Source organism: Bradyrhizobium sp. U87765 SZCCT0048, from assembly GCF_018131225.1.
Taxonomy (GTDB): Bacteria; Pseudomonadota; Alphaproteobacteria; order Rhizobiales; family Xanthobacteraceae; genus Bradyrhizobium_A.
Genome location: NZ_JAFCMM010000003.1, coordinates 125,477 through 143,024, shown reverse-complemented (window position 1 = coordinate 143,024; position 17,548 = coordinate 125,477). Strand labels below are relative to the sequence as shown.

17 protein-coding genes and 1 tRNA gene are annotated in these 17,548 nt (G+C 65.6%); 14 read left to right on the top strand and 4 right to left on the bottom strand.

Going from position 1 to position 17,548, the window contains the following annotated elements:
* Positions 1 to 220 precede the first annotated feature (220 nt).
* The 4 genes from JQ639_RS19185 to JQ639_RS19170 all read right to left on the bottom strand — a co-directional run bounded on the left by JQ639_RS19185 (position 221) and on the right by JQ639_RS19170 (position 3,586).
* Positions 221 to 520 carry an HU family DNA-binding protein gene (locus JQ639_RS19185; protein WP_211970571.1) on the bottom strand — a complete coding sequence of 100 codons (300 nt, stop codon included), beginning with the start codon at positions 518 to 520 and terminating at the stop codon, positions 221 to 223.
* Between the two features lie 294 nt (positions 521 to 814).
* Positions 815 to 891: transfer RNA gene (locus tag JQ639_RS19180), tRNA-Asp, on the bottom strand.
* A 113-nt stretch (positions 892 to 1,004) separates the two neighbouring features.
* Positions 1,005 to 2,306 (bottom strand): spinster family MFS transporter, encoded by a 1,302-nt coding sequence (locus JQ639_RS19175; protein WP_211970570.1) that lies wholly within the window; start codon positions 2,304 to 2,306, stop codon positions 1,005 to 1,007.
* Positions 2,307 to 2,401: 95 nt separating this feature from the next.
* Positions 2,402 to 3,586, bottom strand: coding sequence for an aromatic ring-hydroxylating dioxygenase subunit alpha (locus JQ639_RS19170; protein ID WP_211970569.1), 1,185 nt, complete (start codon positions 3,584 to 3,586; stop codon positions 2,402 to 2,404).
* Between the two features lie 193 nt (positions 3,587 to 3,779).
* On the opposite strand from JQ639_RS19170, the gene JQ639_RS19165 reads away from it, so the two are divergent.
* The 14 genes from JQ639_RS19165 (at position 3,780) to JQ639_RS19100 (ending at position 17,524) form a co-directional block, all read left to right on the top strand.
* A complete protein-coding gene (locus tag JQ639_RS19165; protein ID WP_211970678.1) occupies positions 3,780 to 4,286 on the top strand; it encodes a MarR family winged helix-turn-helix transcriptional regulator in 507 nt (168 codons plus the stop codon).
* 173 nt (positions 4,287 to 4,459) lie between these two features.
* Complete coding sequence (locus tag JQ639_RS19160; protein ID WP_211970568.1) at positions 4,460 to 4,825, top strand: NADH-quinone oxidoreductase subunit A; 366 nt, start codon at positions 4,460 to 4,462, stop codon at positions 4,823 to 4,825.
* Entirely contained in the window at positions 4,795 to 5,388 is a 594-nt protein-coding gene (locus JQ639_RS19155; protein ID WP_211970567.1) for a NuoB/complex I 20 kDa subunit family protein, read from the top strand. Before JQ639_RS19160 ends, JQ639_RS19155 begins: the two co-directional genes overlap by 31 nt.
* Before the next feature lie 27 nt (positions 5,389 to 5,415).
* Positions 5,416 to 6,081 (top strand): NADH-quinone oxidoreductase subunit C, encoded by a 666-nt coding sequence (locus JQ639_RS19150; RefSeq protein ID WP_211970566.1) that lies wholly within the window; start codon positions 5,416 to 5,418, stop codon positions 6,079 to 6,081.
* A complete protein-coding gene (locus JQ639_RS19145) occupies positions 6,081 to 7,271 on the top strand; it encodes an NADH-quinone oxidoreductase subunit D (RefSeq protein WP_211970565.1) in 1,191 nt (396 codons plus the stop codon). Before JQ639_RS19150 ends, JQ639_RS19145 begins: the two co-directional genes overlap by 1 nt.
* A gap of 70 nt (positions 7,272 to 7,341) precedes the next feature.
* On the top strand, positions 7,342 to 7,953 hold the full coding sequence (gene nuoE, locus JQ639_RS19140) for an NADH-quinone oxidoreductase subunit NuoE (protein WP_211970564.1): 612 nt from the start codon (positions 7,342 to 7,344) through the stop codon (positions 7,951 to 7,953).
* Entirely contained in the window at positions 7,953 to 9,275 is a 1,323-nt protein-coding gene (gene nuoF, locus JQ639_RS19135) for an NADH-quinone oxidoreductase subunit NuoF (protein WP_211970563.1), read from the top strand. The genes nuoE and nuoF overlap by 1 nt, the downstream gene beginning before the upstream one ends.
* 81 nt (positions 9,276 to 9,356) lie before the next feature.
* A complete protein-coding gene (gene nuoG, locus JQ639_RS19130; RefSeq protein WP_211970562.1) occupies positions 9,357 to 11,429 on the top strand; it encodes an NADH-quinone oxidoreductase subunit NuoG in 2,073 nt (690 codons plus the stop codon).
* Between the two features lie 4 nt (positions 11,430 to 11,433).
* Entirely contained in the window at positions 11,434 to 12,498 is a 1,065-nt protein-coding gene (gene nuoH / locus JQ639_RS19125) for an NADH-quinone oxidoreductase subunit NuoH (RefSeq protein ID WP_211970561.1), read from the top strand.
* Positions 12,498 to 12,986, top strand: a complete 489-nt coding sequence (gene nuoI, locus JQ639_RS19120; RefSeq protein WP_211970560.1) for an NADH-quinone oxidoreductase subunit NuoI — start codon at positions 12,498 to 12,500, stop codon at positions 12,984 to 12,986. Before nuoH ends, nuoI begins: the two co-directional genes overlap by 1 nt.
* 9 nt (positions 12,987 to 12,995) lie before the next feature.
* Complete coding sequence (locus JQ639_RS19115) at positions 12,996 to 13,634, top strand: NADH-quinone oxidoreductase subunit J (RefSeq protein WP_211970559.1); 639 nt, start codon at positions 12,996 to 12,998, stop codon at positions 13,632 to 13,634.
* Complete coding sequence (gene nuoK / locus JQ639_RS19110) at positions 13,631 to 13,939, top strand: NADH-quinone oxidoreductase subunit NuoK (protein ID WP_211970558.1); 309 nt, start codon at positions 13,631 to 13,633, stop codon at positions 13,937 to 13,939. Before JQ639_RS19115 ends, nuoK begins: the two co-directional genes overlap by 4 nt.
* Before the next feature lie 6 nt (positions 13,940 to 13,945).
* Positions 13,946 to 16,018, top strand: a complete 2,073-nt coding sequence (nuoL, locus tag JQ639_RS19105) for an NADH-quinone oxidoreductase subunit L (protein ID WP_211970557.1) — start codon at positions 13,946 to 13,948, stop codon at positions 16,016 to 16,018.
* Positions 16,019 to 17,524 (top strand): NADH-quinone oxidoreductase subunit M, encoded by a 1,506-nt coding sequence (locus JQ639_RS19100; RefSeq protein WP_211970556.1) that lies wholly within the window; start codon positions 16,019 to 16,021, stop codon positions 17,522 to 17,524.
* Positions 17,525 to 17,548 lie beyond the last annotated feature (24 nt).

Here is a 17,548-nt window from a genome sequence, read left to right as displayed (position 1 = left end):
GGCCGTCGCTGCGACCGGCCCCGAGATGATGGTAGCGCGAAACGGGTGCCCCCGCATCCGAAGTTCGTGACACGTTGCAGCGCGCTCGATCACCAACCTCCGATGCGACAGGGGCATTCGCAAATTGATGCTTCGCGTGCCGCTTTCCTGATCTGGTGTCTCCAGGACGAGCCGGCAACTGATGATGCAGGAAGGTCACATCGGCGGCGCCGTCTTTTTCTCAGACCGCTTCCTTCAGTTCCTTGGCGGCGCGGAAGGCAACCTTCTTGCTGGCCTTGATCTGGATGGCCTCGCCGGTGGCGGGGTTGCGGCCGGTGCGGGCGGCGCGCTTGCGGACCTGGAGGATGCCGAGGCCAACGATGCGGACGCGCTCGCCCTTTTTCAGGTGCTTGGTGATCTTGCCGATGAGATCGGTAAGAATCGCCTCGGTCTGCTTCTTGGAGAGCTCATGCTCCTCGGCCAGGCCAGCCGCGAGATGCTTGAGCGTGACAGTGGCGGGGCTCGCTGCTTTCTTCGCCATATCTGGCCCTCCTTGGGTGTGATGGTTGTGTCAAAAAATGCAGGTAAATCGCGGCTTAGACGATTCGATTGCGGCCAACCACGCCCGTTCGGGCCGGAAAACGGGCATTTTCGGGCCTGTGGCAAACGCGACGCCTGTCAAAATCGGGGTCCACGCGTGCGCCTTGACGCAGCGATGCCGAATTCAGGGCAGTTCGGATGGTCGGGAACAGGGGTTATGGGCAGGGGCCATCGGGCGAACATCGCCAGATCGGGCATGCGCAGATCGAAATTTCAGCTAAGTGCTTGATTTCGCTGGCGCGAGAGACGGGGCTCGAACCCGCGACCTCCGGCGTGACAGGCCGGCGCTCTAACCAACTGAGCTACTCCCGCATCGGGGGAACAATGCCCCGCCGCGATGGATGTGGGACTTAAAGGTGCCGTTCGCCCAAGTCAAGTTGAAGTGTGTGATGTCGGCACGATCATGTGGGTTTTCTTCCACGTGATCAGGTTGCCCGTGCGATGTCGCCGCGGATCGCGCCTGCCGCCCACACGAACAGCAGCGCGCCGAGCGTCGAGGTCGCGCCCGCCGACAGCAGCGCGTAGCGCACGGCATCCGCGCCGTAGCTCGCCTTCAACATGTCGCTGATCATGCCGACCGCGAGCGGGCCGACGCCCTGGCCGAAGCAGGTCGCGGTCAAGAGCACGATGGCGGAGGCCAGCGCGCGCATGCTCGGCCGCGCCACCGTCTGCGCGATCGCAAAGATCGGCCCGAGATGGAAGCCGACCAGGAACGAAGTGGCGGCGAGGGCGGCGACCATGATCGTGAAGCTCGGTGTCAGCATGCACACGGCGAACACCGGGCCGGCGAGGCCCGACATCAGCGCCGGCGCCCACAGTTTCCAGCGGTCGTCGCGGCGGCTGATGCGCGCGACGACGAGGCCGCCGACCAGCGTGCCGGCCATGCCGCACAGTCCCTTGAAGGTGCCGGCATAGGTGCCGATCTCGGCGCTCGACAGGTGATGCACGCGGGCGAGGAACGGCGGAATCCACGCCGAGGTGGCGTAGTTGGTGTAGGTCGTCAGGCAGAAGCCGATCAGCACGATGACGAAGCTGCGCTGGGTGAACAGAAAACGCAGCGTCGCGCCGAGCGGGTCGGGCGTGACCGATGCGCTGCCCGGTTCGGAGGCGCCGCGCGCCGGCTCGGCGACGGTCAGCCACAGCACGGCGGCGAGCACGAGGCCCGGCAGGCCCGCGCTCATGAAGGCCGTGCGCCAGCCGTAATGCTGGCTCACCCAGCCGCCGATGAAGTAGCCGAGAAACACGCCGAGATAGGTGCCGATGGCATAGATGCCGAGCGCGCGCGGCCGTTCGTTCTTGGTGAAGAGGTCGGCGACCAGCGACTGCGAGGCGGGCGTGCCCGCGGATTCGCCGATGCCGACACCGATGCGCGCCAGCGCCAGCGTGGTGACGCTCGAGGCGAGGCCGCACAGGAATGTCATCGCGCTCCAGAACGCGAACGCCACGGCGACGATGTTGCGGCGGTTGAGGCGATCGGCGGCGCGCGCGATCGGGATGCCGAGGATCGAGTAGAACAGCACGAAGCCGAAACCGGCGAGCAGTCCCATCATGGTGTCGCTGAGCGCGAACTCCTTCTTGATGGGCTCGATCAGCACGTTGAAGATGGTGCGGTCGAGGAAGTTCAGCGCATAGATCGTGGTCAGCAATCCGAGCACGTAGTAGCGGCGCAGCGCCGTCGGCGCGTGCGCCCGTGCTTGCGGAATCGCCTGCGGTGCGACATCGACCATGGGTCCCTCCCGATGTGGCGTTCTTATATATGTGGCGCGCCGGCCGTGGCCGGCGTCGCGGGTCGTCTTGCGCATGCAGCGGCGTGATGGCGCCGTCAGGCTTCGCGAATGTAGTTGCCGGCCTCGAACGTCACGGGCGGCGCGCCGGCATCGAAACTGACGCCGGCCGGATCGCGCCCCGCCGCCAGGGCGTCGAGCTGATCACGGATCATCCGCCGCACCAGCAGAACGCCACGGTCGCTCTGGCCGAAATGCTCCTCCGAATGCATCGTGATCGGGCCCTGGCCGACCTGGGCCTCGTAGTCGCCTGGGAAGCGCTGGTGCTCGTCCTCGGTCATGTCCCACCAGAACTTGCCGTTGAACTTGGAGCGCATGCGGCCGATGTCGCCGGCATTCCTGACGCGGCCGGCGACATAGATGCGGAACGAGGTGTCGGTCATCGGCAGCACCCAGCCGATCGACTCGACGCGGACGAACTGCGCGACCCGCGGATTGGGCACGACGCGCAGGGTGGGGAAGACGGCCTCGGTCACGCGGTAGAACACCTTGCCGTCGTCCTGTCGGCGGGTGGAGCGCACTGCGACGCCGCGCGGTGTGCTCTCGAAGGTGACGTCGGGCATCGACGCCATCATGGTGGTGAACTGCGGGCCGCTGAACGAGCCGTGCAGCACCGGCACATGATAGGGGTCAGCGACGTTCTCGAAATGCTGCAGCCAGTTGCAGGGAATGATCGCCGGGCCACCACCGCCGATCGAGCTGTCGTCGGCCTCGACGAACTCGCCCTCGTCCATGGTCTCAAGGCAGTCGTAGCGCGGTAGCACCGGCTTTTTGTCCGGCGGGCCCATATAGGCGAAGATCAGGCCGTAGCGTTCCTCGACCGGATACCAGGGTTGGCGCACCCGGTCCTTGAACGCGCCGCCGTTCGGCTCGCAGGGCTGTTCCAGGCAATGGCCTTCGGTGTCGAACAGCCAGCCGTGGTAGCAGCAGCGGATGCCCTGGTCCTCGACCTTGCCATAGTAGAGCGTCGTGCCGCGGTGGCAGCAGCGGGCATGGAGCAGGCCGGGCCGGCCCTGCCTGTCGCGGAACAGGATGAGGTCCTCGCCGAGGGCCTGGACACGCACCGGGGTGTCGCGGGCGTCCGTGGACAGCCCGACCGGATGCCAGTACCGCCGCAGCAGTTCCCCCATCGGCTTGCCCCGGCCGACCTCGGTCAGGTCGGCCTTGTAGGCCGCCGGTTTCATCTCATAGCCGGTGCCGGTGTCGTGGGCGACGATGGTCATGTCGTTTCCTCCCGCCCATGGTCGGGGACCGGGGCGTTTCCTTTTGTTTGGAACTGGAAAAATGAGAGGAGATCGATGACAATGTCAACGAATTTCCGGCCGTCCCTCGCTCGAGCGCGGGATCGGCAGGGAGGTGCTTGGCTTGGAACGGTTTTCTTGGCAGAGGACGGGGATGACCGAGATCGAGACCGCGATGGAGCAGGCGCCGGGGCAGGGGGCGGAGGCCGGCGTGGCCGAGCTCGCGCCGATCACCGGGATGCTGTCGTCGCGGCTGATCGTGCTCGCCAACCTGCTCAAGCGCGGCGCGTTGCTGCGCTACAAGCGGCTCGCCGGGTTGTCGTCGGTCGAGTTCGGTCTCGTCGCCTCGCTGGGGCGGCGGCCGCCGATGAGCGTGGCCCGGCTGGCCGAGGCGGTCGGCATGGACAAGGGGCAGATCAGCCGGGCGCTGGCCGGGCTCGTGGCGCGCAAGATCGTCGCGAAGGAGGTCAACGCCCGCGACACCCGCGAGGTGCTGGTGTCGCTGACCAAAGCCGGGCTCTCAGCGCATGACAGGATTGTCGAAGGCGCGCTGGAGCGCCAGCGCGACCTGCTCACGGGAATCGATCCGGCAGAGGTCGCCGGCCTGCTGGGTGCGATCGACGTTCTGACCGGGAAAGCTGCGGCAATGCTGGAGGCGGAGCGCCAGATCGAGAATAAATAATTGTGACGCGGGCGGTTGGCCGGGGCCGAAAAGGCTTGTCCCCATCTGCACTTCATCATGGAAGGGCTCAAAATACCTTGTCTTGCCACCCCTGTTGCACTGCGCTAATCCAGAACCATTCCAAAGTTTCGCGAATCCGCGGAACGGTTTTCCGCTGAGATCGAGGATTGCCGATGGGCGGCATCTTGCAGAGCTACCTACCCCTTGTCGTGTTCATCGGCGTCGCGGTGGTGATCGGACTGGCGTTGCTGATCGCCCCGTTCCTCGTCGCGTACCAGCAGCCGGATGCGGAAAAGCTCTCCGCCTACGAGTGCGGCTTCAACGCCTTCGACGACGCGCGCATGAAGTTCGACGTGCGCTTCTATCTGGTTGCCATCCTGTTCATCATTTTCGACCTCGAGGTCGCGTTCCTGTTCCCGTGGGCGGTGGCCTTCGGCAAGCTTGGCGCCGCCGGCTTCTGGTCGATGATGGTGTTCCTGGCGGTGCTGACCATCGGTTTTGCCTATGAATGGAAGAAAGGGGCGCTGGAATGGGATTGATCCAGCCCGCAGTTGCACCGGCGGCCACCGGCGTTCTTGACCCCCGCACCGGACAGCCGGTGGGGGCGGACGATCGTTTCTTCCTCGAAGTGAACAACGAGCTCGCCGACAAGGGCTTCTTCGTCACCGCGACGGAGGACCTGATCACCTGGGCGCGCACCGGCTCGCTGATGTGGATGACCTTCGGTCTCGCCTGCTGCGCGGTCGAAATGATGCAGATGTCGATGCCGCGCTACGACGCCGAGCGCTTCGGCTTCGCGCCGCGCGCCTCGCCGCGCCAGTCGGACGTGATGATCGTCGCCGGCACGCTGACCAACAAGATGGCCCCGGCGCTGCGCAAGGTCTATGACCAGATGCCGGAGCCGCGCTACGTCATCTCGATGGGATCGTGCGCCAATGGCGGCGGCTACTACCACTATTCGTACTCGGTGGTGCGTGGCTGCGACCGCGTCGTGCCCGTCGACATCTATGTGCCCGGCTGTCCGCCCACCGCGGAAGCGCTGCTGTACGGCGTCATGCTGTTGCAGAAGAAGATCCGGCGCACCGGCACGATCGAACGCTAGGTTTCAAACGTTTTAAGGCCTGCAGGAATGGACGACGCGAAGCTCGACGCCTCCCAACGCGATGCCTCCAAGCTCGACAGCTCCAGGCTGGATGCTTTGGGGCAGGCGATTGTCGCAGCGCTGCCTGGCGCGGCGCTCGCGTATGACATCGCGTTCGACCAGCTCACCGTAGCGGTGGAGACCGGCAAAATTGTGGAGGTCGTGCGGCTGCTGCGCGACGATCCGCGTTTCCGCTTCATCAACATCATCGACGTCACGGCGGTGGACTACCCGGGGCGCGAGCTGCGCTTCGACGTGGTCTATCACCTGATGTCACCGGCGCTGAACGAGCGCCTGCGGCTGCGTGGACATGCCGGCGAGACCACCCAGGTGCCGTCGATCATCGACGTATTTCCGGGCGCCGACTGGTTCGAGCGCGAGACCTACGATCTCTACGGCGTGATCTTTACCGGTCACCCCGACATGCGCCGCCTGCTGACCGACTACGGCTTCGACGGTCATCCGCTGCGCAAGGACTTCCCGCTGACCGGCTTCGTCGAGGTGCGTTACGACGACCAGGAGAAGCGCGTGGTTTACGAGCCGGTCCGGCTCAACCAGGAATTCCGCAAGTTCGATTTCATGTCGCCGTGGGAAGGCGCGGACTATCCGCTGCCGGGCGACGAGAAGGCCGCCGGCGGAAAGGCAGGCAACTGATGGCTGAGGCATCGCTCCGCAATTTCACGATCAACTTCGGGCCGCAGCATCCGGCGGCCCACGGCGTGCTGCGCCTCGTGCTCGAGCTCGACGGCGAGGTGGTCGAACGCGTCGATCCGCATATCGGCCTTTTGCATCGCGGCACCGAGAAGCTGATCGAGCAGAAGACCTACCTGCAGGCGATTCCGTATTTCGATCGCCTCGACTACGTCGCGCCGATGAACCAGGAGCACGCGTTCTGCCTCGCGGCGGAAAAGCTGCTGGGCATCACGGTGCCGCGGCGCGGTCAGCTGATCCGCGTGCTGTACAGCGAGATCGGCCGCATCCTGTCGCATCTGCTCAACGTCACGACGCAGGCGATGGACGTCGGCGCGCTCACCCCGCCGCTGTGGGGCTTCGAAGAGCGCGAGAAGCTGATGGTGTTCTACGAGCGCGCCTCGGGCAGCCGCATGCACGCCGCGTTCTTCCGCATCGGCGGCGTCCACCAGGACCTGCCGCCGGCGCTGATCGACGACATCTGGAACTGGTGCGATCCGTTCATCAAGGTCGTCGACGACCTCGAGACCCTGCTCACCGACAACCGCATCTTCAAGCAGCGCAACGTCGACATCGGCGTGGTGACGCTGGAGCAGGCATGGGAGTGGGGCTTCTCCGGCGTCATGGTGCGCGGCTCGGGCGCAGCGTGGGACCTGCGCAAGGCGCAGCCCTACGAGTGTTACGCCGAGATGGATTTCGATATCCCGATCGGCAAGAACGGCGACTGCTACGATCGCTACTGCATCCGCGTCGAGGAGATGCGCCAGTCGGTGCGCATCATGAAGCAGTGCATCGAGAAGCTGCGCGCGCCGGACGGGCAGGGTCCCGTCGCCGTGGAGGATCACAAGATCTTCCCGCCGCGTCGCGGCGACATGAAGCGCTCGATGGAAGCGCTGATCCATCACTTCAAGCTCTACACTGAAGGCTTCCACGTGCCGGCCGGCGAAGTCTACGCCGCGGTCGAGGCGCCGAAGGGCGAGTTCGGCGTCTATCTCGTCGCCGACGGCAGCAACAAGCCCTACAAGTGCAAGATTCGCGCGCCGGGGTTCGCGCATCTGCAGGCGATGGACTTCCTGTGCAGGGGCCATCTGCTCGCGGACGTGTCGGCCATCCTCGGCTCGCTCGACATCGTGTTCGGAGAGGTCGACCGGTGATTTCGACCGTCAGCCCCGCCTTCGCCTGCAACCTCGGCGCCGCCCGGCGCTCGTTGAGAGACTGAGTCCCATGTCCGTCCGCCGTCTGGCACCGAAAGAGCTGCAGCCCGCGAGCTTCGAGTTCACCGCGGAAAACCTCGCCTGGGCGAAGGCGCAGATCGCGAAGTATCCCGAAGGCCGCCAGGCCTCGGCGGTGATCCCGATCCTGTGGAAGGTGCAGGAGCAGCACGACGGCTGGGTGTCCGAGCCGGCGATCCGCGCCGTCGCCGATCTCCTCGACATGCCCTACATCCGCGTGCTCGAGGTTGCGACCTTCTACACCATGTTCCAGCTGCAGCCGGTGGGCAAGAAGGCCCACGTCCAGGTTTGCGGCACCACGCCGTGCCAGCTGCGCGGCGCCGGCGACCTGATCAAGGAATGCCAGCACCGCATCCATCACGATCCCTTCCATCTGTCCGCCGACGGCGATTTCAGCTGGGAAGAGGTCGAGTGCCTCGGCGCCTGCGTCAACGCGCCGATGATGATGGTCGGCAAGGACACCTACGAAGACCTGACGGTCGAGAGCTTCAACAAGGTGCTCGACGGCTTCGCCGCCGGCAACCCGCCGAAGCCCGGTCCGCAGAGCACCCGTCCGTCGTCCGCTCCGATCAGCGGACTGACCTCGTTGAAGGATAAAGTGTGATGCTGGACGACAAGGACCGCATCTTCCGCAATCTCTACGGCCTGCACGACTGGGGCCTGGAAGGCGCGCGCGCGCGCGGCGCCTGGGATGGCACCAAGGGCCTTCTCGACAAGGGCCGTGACTGGATCATCAACGAGATGAAGGCGTCCGGCCTGCGCGGCCGTGGCGGCGCCGGCTTTCCGACCGGCCTGAAGTGGTCGTTCATGCCCAAGCAGTCCGACGGGCGGCCGCACTATCTCGTCGTCAATGCCGACGAGTCCGAGCCCGGCACCTGCAAGGACCGCGAGATCCTGCGCCACGATCCGCACCTGCTGATCGAGGGCTGCCTGATCGCCAGCGCCGCGATGGGCGCCCATGCCTGCTACGTCTATGTCCGCGGCGAATTCATTCGCGAGCGCGAGCATCTGCAGGCGGCGGTCGACCAGGCCTATGAAGCCAAGCTGATCGGCAAGGACAACGTTCACGGCTATCCGTTCGATCTCTACGTTCACCACGGCGCCGGCGCTTACATCTGCGGCGAGGAGACCGCGCTGCTCGAGAGCCTGGAGGGCAAGAAGGGCCAGCCGCGCCTCAAGCCGCCGTTCCCGGCCAACATGGGCCTCTATGGCTGCCCGACGACGGTGAACAACGTCGAGTCGATCGCAGTGGCGCCGGACATCCTGCGCCGCGGCGCCGGCTGGTTCGCCTCGATCGGCCGCGCCAACAATGTCGGCACCAAGCTGTTCGGCATCTCCGGTCACGTCAACACGCCGTGTGTGGTCGAAGAGGCCATGGGCATCCCGTTCCGCGAGCTGATCGAGAAGCATGGCGGCGGCATCCGCGGCGGCTGGGACAACCTGCTCGCCATCATTCCCGGCGGCGCATCGTGTCCGCTGATCCCGGCGGCCGACTGCCAGGACCTGATCATGGATTTCGACGGCACCCGCGCGGTGAAGTCGAGCTTCGGCACCGCCGGCGTGATCGTGATGGACAAGTCCACCGACATCATCCGCGCCATCGCCCGCATCAGCTACTTCTTCAAGCACGAGAGCTGCGGCCAGTGCACGCCGTGCCGCGAGGGCACCGGCTGGATGTGGCGCGTGCTGTCGCGCATGGCCGAGGGCCGGGCACACAAGAACGAAATCGGCATGCTGCTCGAGGTCACCACCCAGGTCGAAGGCCACACCATCTGCGCGCTCGGCGACGCGGCGGCCTGGCCGATCCAGGGCCTGATCCGGCACTTCCGCCCGGAGATCGAGCGGCGCATCGATGCCTATTCGCACAAGGCCGACATCGACGATGTCGGCGTTCTCGATCCCGCCCACATGGCCGCGGCGGAGTGAGCCGCAGCCATGCATACCGAACACCATTGCAACACGCCGGTGCGCTCGCGCCGGTCGGCAAGTTGAGGAAGTCGTGAGGCAATGACGAAGCTTCTCATCGACGGCAAGGAAATCGAAGTTCCGGCGGAATACACGCTGCTGCAGGCCTGCGAGGCCGCCGGCGCCGAGATCCCGCGCTTCTGTTACCACGAGCGTCTTTCGATCGCCGGCAACTGCCGCATGTGCCTCGTCGAGGTGAAGGGCTCGCCGAAGCCGGTCGCGAGCTGCGCCTGGGGCGTGCGCGACTGCCGGCCGGGTCCCAACGGCGAGCCGCCGGAGGTCTCGACCCGCTCGCCGATGGTCAAGAAGGCGCGCGAAGGCGTGATGGAGTTCCTGCTGATCAACCATCCGCTCGACTGCCCGATCTGCGATCAGGGCGGCGAGTGCGACCTGCAGGACCAGGCGATGGGTTACGGCGTCGACACCAGCCGTTTCGCCGAGAACAAGCGTGCGGTGGAAGACAAGTACCTCGGCGCGCTGGTCAAGACGTCGATGACCCGCTGCATCCAGTGCACCCGCTGCGTGCGCTTCTCCACGGAAGTGTGCGGCGTTCCCGAGATGGGCGCCACCGGCCGCGGCGAGGACATGGAGATCACGTCCTACCTCGAGAGCGCGCTGACCTCCGAGCTGCAGGGCAACCTCGTCGATATCTGCCCGGTGGGCGCGCTGACCTCCAAGCCTTACGCCTTCGCGGCGCGGCCCTGGGAGCTCGGCAAGACCCAGTCGATCGACGTGATGGATTCCATCGGCTCGTCGATCCGCGTCGATACCCGCGGCCGCGAAGTGATGCGCATCCTGCCGCGCGCCAACGAAGCGGTGAACGAGGAGTGGATCTCCGACAAGACCCGTCATGTCGTCGACGGCCTGCGCACCCAGCGCCTCGACCGGCCGTACCTGCGGGACAACGGCAAGCTGCGCCCGGCCACCTGGCAGGAGGCGTTCGCCGCCATTGCCGCCAAGGTCAGGGGGCGTGACGCCAAGCGCCTTGGCGCCATCGCCGGCGATCTCGCCGCGGTGGAAGAAATGTATGCGCTGAAGGCGCTGCTCGGCCAGCTCGGCTCGGCCAACACCGCCACCCAGTACGGCGCGTTCGACGGCAAGGCCGGCCGCGCATCGTATGTCTTCAATCCGACCATTGCCGGCCTCGAGCAGGCCGACGCGCTGCTGATCGTCGGCAGCAACCCGCGCAAGGAAGCGGCCGTGCTCAACGCCCGCATCCGCAAGCGCTGGCGCACCGGCCAGCTCAAGGTCGCGGTGATCGGCGACAAGGCCGATCTGACCTACGACTATGATTATCTCGGCGCCGGCGCCGATACCCTGGCCGAGCTCGCCGCCGGCAAGCTCGCTTTCGCCGAGGTGCTCAAGAACGCCAAGGCGCCGATCGTGCTGGTCGGCGCGGGCGCCATCGATCGCGCCGATGGCGCCGCCGTCGTTGCCCAGGCAGCGAAGTTCGCCGCGGACATCGGAGCGATTAAGGACGGCTGGAACGGCTTCGCCGTGCTGCAGCCGGCGGCGTCCAGCGTCGGCGCGCTCGACATCGGCTTCACGCCGGGCGAGGGCGGCCTCGACGCCGCGCGGATGGCTGCGGCCGGCGCGCTCGACGTGCTGTTCCTGCTCGGCGCCGACGAGGTCAAGGTCGCTGACGGCGCCTTCGTCGTCTACATCGGCACCCATGGCGACCGCGGCGCCCATCGCGCCGACGTCATCCTGCCGGGTGCGGCCTACACCGAGAAGAGCGGCCTGTTCGTCAACACCGAGGGCCGGGTGCAGATGGCGAGCCGCGCCGCATTCCCGCCGGGCGATGCCCGCGAGGACTGGGCGATCCTGCGCGCGCTGTCCGACGTGCTCGGCGCGCGGCTGCCCTACGATTCCCTCGGCGCGCTGCGCCAGGCGCTGTTCAAGGCCGTGCCGCACCTGACGCGCGTCGGTCAGATCGAGCCGGCCGATGCCGCCGGCGTTCGCACGCTGGCGTCGCGCGGCGGCAGCATCGACAAGGCCGGTTTCCACTCGCCGGTCGAGGACTTCTACATGACCAATCCCATCGCCCGGGCGTCCGCCGTGATGGCCGAGTGTTCGCGCCTCGCCGCGGGCCGCGTTCTGACCGCAGCGGAGTAAGTCGATGACCTTCGCCGAAATCTGGACCAGCACGTTGTGGCCGCTGATCATCATGGTGGCCCAGAGCGTCCTGCTGCTGGTCATCCTGCTGGTCGGGATCGCCTACATCCTGCTCGCCGACCGCAAGATCTGGGCGGCGGTGCAGATCCGCCGCGGTCCCAACGTCGTCGGGCCGTTCGGCCTGCTGCAGTCGTTCGCCGACCTCCTCAAGTTCGTGCTCAAGGAGCCGGTGATCCCGGCGGGCGCGAACAAGGGCGTGTTCCTGCTCGCGCCGCTCGTCTCCTGCGTGCTGGCGCTGGCCGCCTGGGCGGTGATCCCCGTCAACCTCGGCTGGGTGATCGCCGACATCAATGTCGGCGTGCTCTACATCTTCGCGATCTCGTCGCTGTCGATCTACGGCATCATCATGGCCGGCTGGGCGTCGAACTCGAAGTATCCGTTCCTCGCCGCGCTGCGCTCTGCCGCCCAGATGGTGTCCTACGAAGTCTCGATCGGCTTCGTCATCATCTGCGTGCTGCTGTGCGTCGGCTCGCTGAACCTGACGGCGATCGTCGAGGCGCAGCATACGCGCGGCCTTGCCAGCCTGGTCGGCCTGCCGTGGCTGACCATCCTGAACTGGTACTGGCTGCCGCTGTTGCCGCTGTTCGTGATCTTCTATGTCTCGGCGCTGGCCGAGACCAACCGTCCGCCGTTCGATCTCGTCGAGGCGGAGTCCGAACTCGTTGCCGGCTTCATGGTCGAGTACGGCTCGACGCCGTACATGATGTTCATGCTCGGCGAATACGTCGCCATCGCCACGATGTGCGCGATGGGCGCGATCCTGTTCATGGGCGGCTGGCTGCCGCCGGTCGACCTGCCGCCCTTCAACTGGGTGCCGGGCGTGATCTGGTTCGTGCTCAAGCTGCTGTTCATGTTTTTCCTGTTCGCGATGGCCAAGGCGATCGTGCCCCGTTATCGCTACGACCAGCTGATGCGGCTGGGCTGGAAGGTGTTCCTGCCGATCTCGCTGGTCATGGTCGTGATTGTCGCGGCGTACGTGCAGTTCGTCGCGCCGCTAGTGAGGCTCTGATGAGTGTCGCAACCGCAACCCGTTCGCTGCTCCTGAAGGAATTCGTCTCGGCGTTCTTCCTCGCCATGCGCTATTTCTTCAAGCCGAAGCCGACGCTGAACTATCCGTTCGAGAAGGGGCCGATCTCGCCCCGTTTCCGCGGCGAGCATGCGCTGCGCCGCTATCCCAACGGCGAGGAACGCTGCATCGCCTGCAAGTTGTGCGAGGCGGTCTGCCCGGCGCAGGCCATCACCATCGAGGCCGGCCCGCGCCGCAACGACGGCACCCGCCGCACGGTGCGTTACGACATCGACATGGTGAAGTGCATCTACTGCGGGCTGTGCCAGGAAGCGTGTCCGGTCGATGCCATCGTCGAGGGGCCGAACTTCGAGTTCGCCACCGAGACCCGCGAGGAGCTGTTCTATGACAAGGCCAAGCTGCTCGCGAACGGCGACCGCTGGGAGCGCGAAATCGCCAAGAGCATCGCGCTCGATGCGCCGTACCGGTGAGGTGACAGGATGATCCTTCCGGCGCTGTTCTTCTATCTGTTCGCGGGCATCTGCGTCGCTTCGGCGGTGATGGTGATCGCCTCGCGCAATCCCGTCCACTCGGTGCTGTTCCTGATCCTGGCGTTCGTCAACGCCGCGGGTCTGTTCGTACTGCTGGGCGCCGAGTTCCTGGCCATGATCCTGATCGTGGTCTATGTCGGCGCCGTGGCGGTGCTGTTCCTGTTCGTGATCATGATGCTCGACGTCGACTTCGCCGAGCTCAAGCAGGGCTTCCTCGAGTACCTGCCGATCGGCCTCGTGATCGGCGCGATCTTCCTCGCCGAACTGCTGCTCGTGGTCGGCGGCTGGGTGATCAGCCCGACCCTGACCAAGTCGGTGGCGGCGCCGATCCCGGCGAACGTGACCAACGCCGAGGCGCTCGGCCTCGTGCTCTATACGAAGTATGTGCACTACTTCCAGCTCGCCGGTGCGGTGCTGCTGGTCGCCATGATCGGCGCCATCGTGCTGACGCTGCGCCACAAGGCGAGCGTCAAGCGGCAGAGCATTCCGGTGCAGAACGCGCGCACCAAGGCGCTGGCGATGGAAGTGCGCAAGGTGGCGCCGGGGCAGGGCCTGCAGGACGCCGATGCGGAAGGGTGGGTGCGATGACGATCGGCCTCGGACACTATCTCGCGGTCGCCGCGATCCTGTTCACGCTGGGCATTCTCGGCATCTTCCTCAACCGCAAGAATGTCATCGTCATCCTGATGTCGGTCGAGCTGATCCTGCTCGCCGTCAACATCAACCTGGTGGCGTTCTCGACGTTCCTCAACGACATTGTCGGGCAGGTGTACGCGCTGCTGGTTCTGACCGTTGCGGCGGCGGAAGCGGCGATCGGCCTGGCCGTGCTGGTGGTGTTCTATCGCAACCGCGGTTCGATCGCGGTCGAAGACATCAATCTGATGAAGGGCTGACGGCGGATGATTCAGGCCATTGTTTTCCTGCCACTGCTGGGCGCGATCCTCGCCGGTCTGATCACGCTGTTCGGTGCGCATGCGCGCAATCCGAGCGGCGACGACATCGACCATGGCGACGCGCATGGCGATCATGGCGCCCATGCCCATGCCGCGCATGACGATCACGGCCACGACGATCACGGTCACGACGACCATGGCCCGGTCGAGCCGCCGGCCGCCGGTTCGCGCGCGGCCGAGATCATCACCACGACGCTGCTGCTGATCGCTGCGGGCTTGTCCTGGGTGACCTTCGTCGGCGTCGGCTTCGGGCATCACGACGCCCGTATCGTGCTGCTGCCCTGGATCAACTCCGGCGAACTCAACGTCTTCTGGACGCTGCGCGTCGATACGCTGACCGCCGTCATGCTGGTGGTGGTGAACACCGTGTCGGCGCTCGTGCACCTGTATTCGATCGGGTACATGCACGAGGATCCGAACCGGCCGCGGTTCATGGCCTACCTGTCGCTGTTCACCTTCGCCATGCTGATGCTGGTGACCTCCGACAACCTGGTGCAGATGTTCTTCGGCTGGGAAGGCGTCGGTCTGGCGAGCTACCTGCTGATCGGCTTCTGGTTCCAGAAGCCGACGGCCAATGCCGCCGCCATCAAGGCGTTCGTGGTCAACCGCGTCGGCGACTTCGGCTTCTCGCTCGGCATCTTCGCGATCTTCGCGCTGGTCGGCTCGACCGATTTCGACACCATCTTCGGCGCCGCGCCGGGCCTCGTCGGCAAGACCATCCATCTGTTCGGTCACGACATCGACGCGCTGACGCTAACCTGCCTGCTGCTGTTCATGGGCGCGATGGGCAAGTCGGCCCAGTTCCTGCTGCACACCTGGTTGCCGGACGCCATGGAGGGCCCGACCCCGGTCTCGGCCCTCATTCATGCCGCGACCATGGTGACGGCAGGCGTGTTCATGGTGGCGCGGCTGTCGCCGCTGTTCGAGCTGGCGCCGACGGCGCAGGCCTTCGTCATGCTGATCGGCGGCACCACAGCGCTGTTCGCGGCGACCATCGGCCTCGTGCAGAACGACATCAAGCGCATCGTCGCCTACTCGACCTGTTCGCAGCTCGGCTACATGTTTGTCGCGCTCGGGGCAGGGGCCTACTCGGTCGGCATCTTCCACCTGTTCACCCACGCCTTCTTCAAGGCGCTGCTGTTCCTGGGCTCGGGCTCGGTGATCCACGCGATGCACCACGAGCAGGACATCCGCAAGATGGGCGGTCTGTGGCGCAAGATTCCCTTCACTTTCTTCATGATGGGGGTGGGAACCCTGGCGCTGACCGGGTTCCCGTTCTTCGCGGGCTACTACTCCAAGGATGCGATCATCGAGTCCGCGTACGTCGCTCACAATCCGTTCGCGCTCTACGCTTTCCTCGCCACGGTGATCGCCGCCGGCCTGACGTCGTTCTATTCCTGGCGTCTGGTGTTCAAGACGTTCTTCGGCGAACCGCACGACCGCAAGCATTACGACGCGGCGCATGAGAGCCCGATCGTCATGCTGATCCCGCTGGCGGTGCTGGCGGCCGGCTCGATCCTTGCCGGCTTTCCGTTCAAGGAGCTGTTCGCCGGCCATGGCGTCGAGGAGTTCTTCCGCGAAGCGTTGAAGATGAAGCCGCATATCCTCGAGGAGATGCACCACATCCCGGCGCTGATCGGCTGGTTGCCGTTCATCATGATGGTCGGCGGCTTCCTGATCTCCTACCTGTTCTACATCAGCAAGCCGTACCTGCCGGTGGAGCTCGCCAACGACCATCCGCTGCTGTACCGCTTCCTGCTCAACAAGTGGTACTTCGACGAGCTCTACGACTTCCTGTTCGTGCGCCCGGCGAAGCGCCTCGGTTATTTCCTCTGGAAGAAGGGCGACGGCGCGACCATCGACGGGCTCGGCCCCGACGGGATCGCCGCGCGGGTGCTGGACGTCACCCGCGGCGCCGTCCGCCTCCAGAGCGGATACCTCTATCACTATGCCTTCGCGATGCTGATCGGTGTCGCAGGTCTCATCACCTGGTTCATTTTCGGTCTCGGGGGCCAATAAATGACTACCTGGCCCGTTCTTTCGGTCGTCACCTTCCTGCCGCTCGTCGGCGCCATCCTGGTCTATCTCAGCCGGGGTGACGACGAAGCCGCCAGGCGAAATTCGCGCTGGATCGCGCTGTGGACCACGCTCGTCACCTTCGCGGTGTCTCTGGTGCTGGTCTGGCGGTTCGATCCGTCGCAAGCCGGATTCCAGTTCGAGGAGAAGGGTCCCTGGCTCGCCCAGGCGATCAACTACCACATGGGCGTCGACGGCATTTCGCTGCCGTTCGTCATCCTGACCACCGCCTTGATGCCGTTCTGTATCGTCGCCAGCTGGAAGTCGGTGACGATGCGGGTGCGCGAATACATGATGGCGTTCCTGGTGCTGGAAACGCTCATGGTCGGCACCTTCTCGGCGCTCGACCTCGTGCTGTTCTACCTGTTCTTCGAGGGCGGCCTGATCCCGATGTTCCTGATCATCGGCGTCTGGGGCGGTCCGCGCCGGGTCTATGCCAGCTTCAAGTTCTTCCTCTACACGCTGCTCGGCTCGGTGCTGATGCTGCTCGCCATCATGGCGCTGTACTGGAATGCCGGCACCACCGACATCCCGACGCTGATGCACACCGCCGTGCCGCGCAGCCTGCAGACCTGGGCATGGTTGGCGTTCTTCGCCTCGTTCGCGGTGAAGATGCCGATGTGGCCGGTGCACACCTGGCTGCCGGACGCCCACGTCGAGGCGCCGACCGCAGGCTCGGTGGTCCTCGCGGCCATCCTGCTGAAGATGGGCGGCTACGGCTTCCTGCGCTTCTCGCTGCCGATGTTCCCGCTGGCGTCGCATGACTTCGCGCCGCTGGTCTACACGCTCTCGGTGATCGCGATCGTCTACACCTCGCTGGTGGCCCTCATGCAGGAGGACATCAAGAAGCTGATCGCCTATTCGTCGGTCGCGCACATGGGCTTCGTCACCATGGGCATCTTCGCGGGCACGACGCAGGGCATCGCCGGCGGCGTGTTCCAGATGGTGTCGCACGGCATCGTCTCGGGCGCGCTGTTCCTCTGCGTCGGCGTGGTCTACGACCGCCTGCACACCCGCGAGATCGCCGCCTATGGCGGCCTCGTCAACCGCATGCCGCTCTACGCCTTCGCCTTCATGGTGTTCACGATGGCCAATGTCGGCCTGCCGGGCACCTCGGGCTTCGTCGGCGAGTTCCTGACGCTGCTGGGCACCTTCAAGGTCAGCACCGCGACCGCGTTCTTCGCGACCCTGGGCGTGATCCTGTCGGCCGCCTATGCGTTGTGGCTCTACCGCAAGGTGGTGTTCGGCGCGCTGACGAAGCCGTCGCTGGCCTCGATCAAGGATATCACCCTGCGCGAGGGCGTGCTGCTGATGCCGCTGGTCGTGCTGACCATCCTGTTCGGCGTCTATCCCAAGCCGGTGCTCGACATCTCGTCGGCGTCGGTCCAGCAACTCGTGACCAATTACAGCCAGGCGATCACGGCCGTGAAGGCGGCCGCGCTGCCATGACCGCGTCGACGGATCGGGATTGAA